Origin of the sequence: Methylobacterium tarhaniae, from assembly GCF_001043955.1 — a bacterium.
GTDB lineage: Bacteria > Pseudomonadota > Alphaproteobacteria > Rhizobiales > Beijerinckiaceae > Methylobacterium > Methylobacterium tarhaniae.
Genome location: NZ_LABZ01000398.1, coordinates 1 through 2,672, shown reverse-complemented (window position 1 = coordinate 2,672; position 2,672 = coordinate 1). Strand labels below are relative to the sequence as shown.

Here is a 2,672-nt window from a genome sequence, read left to right as displayed (position 1 = left end):
CGGCGACGCGGGCGGCGGAGGCGGCCGCCGGCATGGCCGGGACGAGCACCGGCGGCGCGGAGACGGGCATGGCCGGCTCCGCCTCGGGCCGCCGCGCCGGCGGACGGCCGCGGCCGCGGCCGGGGGGATCGCCGGCGAGCAGCGCCTTGGCGACGATCCCGCCGATGGCGAACAGGAAGGCGATCACGGTGGCGAAGGCGATGATCGGCAGCTTCTTGGGGAAGGACGGCAGGTCGGGCACGACCGCGCGGGAGACCACGCGGGCATCGGCCGGTGCGGCGCTCGCCGCGTCGCGGGCCGCGGCTTCCCGGAACCGGCCGAGATAGGATTCGAGCTGCTCGCGCTGGGCCTTCGCCTCGCGCTCCAGGGCCCGCAGCTCGACCTCGTCACCGTTGGCCTTGGCGACGACGGTGCGCTGGGCGTCCACCGCCGCCTGCAGGCTCTCGACCCGGCTGCCGGCGATGCGGGCATCGTTCTCGAGCGTCCGCACCGCCCGGTCGGCGGCGGCGTGGATCTGTGCCTCCAGTCCCTCGAGCTGGGCGCGCAGCTCCTTCATCCGCGGGTGCTGGGGCAGCAGCGTGCGCGCCTCGAGGGCGAGCTGCGCCTTCAGGCCGATGCGCTGCTCGACCAGGCGGCGGATCAGCTCGTTGTTGGCGACGTCCGGGATCTCGAAGCCGCGGCCGTCCTTCAGCATCTCGCGGATCAGCTTGGCCTTGGCGCCGGCATCGGCCTGGGCGGCGCGGGCCTGGGTCAGCTGGGTCGAGAGCTCGGCGAGCTGCTGGGCCGCCAGCGGCTGGTTCGTGGTGCCGCCGCTGCCGATCAGCCCGTTGCGGGCCCGGAACGCCTCGACCTTCGCCTCGGCCTCCGAGACGCGGCTGCGCAGGGTCTCGATGTTCGCGCCGAGCCAGGTCGAGGCGTAGCGCGCGGTGTCGACCTTGGCGGCGGCGAGCGAGGAGAGATAGAGGTCCGAGATGGTGTTGGCGGCGCGGGCCGCCAGCTCGGGATCCTTCGAGCGGAACTCGATCGTCAGGATGCGCGACTTGCCGGCCGGATAGACCAGCAGCCGCTCGAAGTACTTCTCCAGCACCCGGTCGACCGGCTCGCGGTCGAGGGGGTTCTGCGCCAGGCCGAGCATCACCAGCACCTGCTGCAGCCCGCCGACGCCCTGGACCATCGGGTCGAATTCGGGGTTGCCGACGAGGCCGAGGCTCCTGATCGCCTCGCGGGCGATGTCGCGCGACATCACCACCTGGACCTGGCTCGCCACCGCCTGCTCGTCGATCGGCTGGGGCAGCTCGCCGCGGTCCTGCTGCAGCCGCGTCAGCGCGCTGTCGCGGCTCTCGAGGAGGAGCTTGGCTTCCGCGGTATAGCGTGGGGTCACCACCTGCACGAAGGTCACCGCGAGCCCGAAGGCCGCGAGCGTCGGCAGCAGGATGACGAGCCAGCGCCGCCGCAGCAGGCGGCCGACATCGCCCAGCGTCAGGCCGTCCTCGCTCCCGTGCTCCCGGCCCGGCCCGTCGGAACCCGGCGCTCCGGACGTCTTCTGGATCTTGGTGTCCTTGCGGCCCCGGCCGGCGAGGCGGTCGGGCAGGCGAGCATGCGGCCGCTCGGCGAAGGGGAAGACGCGGGGCATTGCGGACCGTCGGTGAGGAGGCGGGAGCTGGGCCGGACCGGGCCCTGCCGGAGCACACCTCATTAAGGTTGCGGTGCGGTTAAGACCCGGATCCTCCCTGGGAGGGACTTCCGTCCGAGAATCTCCCCGCCGACGATCCCGATCGGGGCAGGGCGGTGGGTGAGACTTCATTAACCACGACATCCTAGGCCTGGGGACAAGATCACGGACACGACTTGGACTGGCCGGAAGCGATGAACCGACGCGCCCTTCTCACAGGCCTGGCGACCACGCTCGCGCTCGGCGGGTGCCTGCGGCCGGAATACCGCACCGCCCTCCTCGACGAGACCGGCACGGGATCGGTCGGTGCCGCCTACTCGCTCGCCGCCGGCGACCGCTTGCGGGTGATCGTGTTCGGGCAGGACAACCTCTCGAACATCTACGCGGTGGACGGGGCCGGGCGCATCGCCCTGCCGCTGATCGGGCCGATCAAGGTCGCGGGCGGCTCGACCGCCCAGGCCGCCCGCGCGATCGAGGCGCGCCTGCGCGACGGCTACGTGCGCGAGCCCCACGTCACGGTCGAGGTCGACGTCTACCGGCCGTTCTTCATCCTGGGCGAGGTCACGACCTCGGGCCAATACCCCTATGTGAGCGGCATGACGGTCGAGACCGCGGTGGCGATCGCGGCGGGATTCGGTCCCCGCGCCGCCCGCGACTACGCCGTGCTCACCCGCGAGGGACCGACCGGCCTCGTCTCCGGCATCGTCCCGATGACCTATCCGGTCCGCCCGGGCGACACGATCGTGGTCAAGGAGCGCTGGTTCTGAGGACCGTGCTCCGCCGCGAAGGTCTGGAGCAGGACGTCCCGCGCCGCGCCCTCGACTTGCGCTGGCCGGCGGACTTGCGCTGACCGGCGGTTAACCACGGGCAGAGCGGTCGCGATCCGGCCTGGTCTTCCGCCCGGCGTCTTAACCTCCCGGCCACGGGCCTCGGGCGAGATGAGGGCTGCCGCCCGCCGCGGCGCCGTCATCGTCCCGAGGACCCGCCCGTGGCCGCCACC

The 2,672-nt window shown here is 72.8% G+C and carries 2 protein-coding genes; one reads left to right on the top strand and one right to left on the bottom strand.

What is annotated here, in order from left to right:
• Positions 1 to 1,633, bottom strand: a 1,633-nt coding sequence (locus VQ03_RS30265; RefSeq protein WP_083468329.1) for a GumC family protein, incomplete at its 3' end; no start/stop codon positions are given.
• Between the two features lie 233 nt (positions 1,634 to 1,866).
• Here VQ03_RS30265 and VQ03_RS30260 point away from each other — a divergent pair.
• Positions 1,867 to 2,439 (top strand): polysaccharide biosynthesis/export family protein, encoded by a 573-nt coding sequence (locus tag VQ03_RS30260; RefSeq protein ID WP_048454643.1) that lies wholly within the window; start codon positions 1,867 to 1,869, stop codon positions 2,437 to 2,439.
• The last annotated feature ends 233 nt before the right edge of the window (positions 2,440 to 2,672 follow it).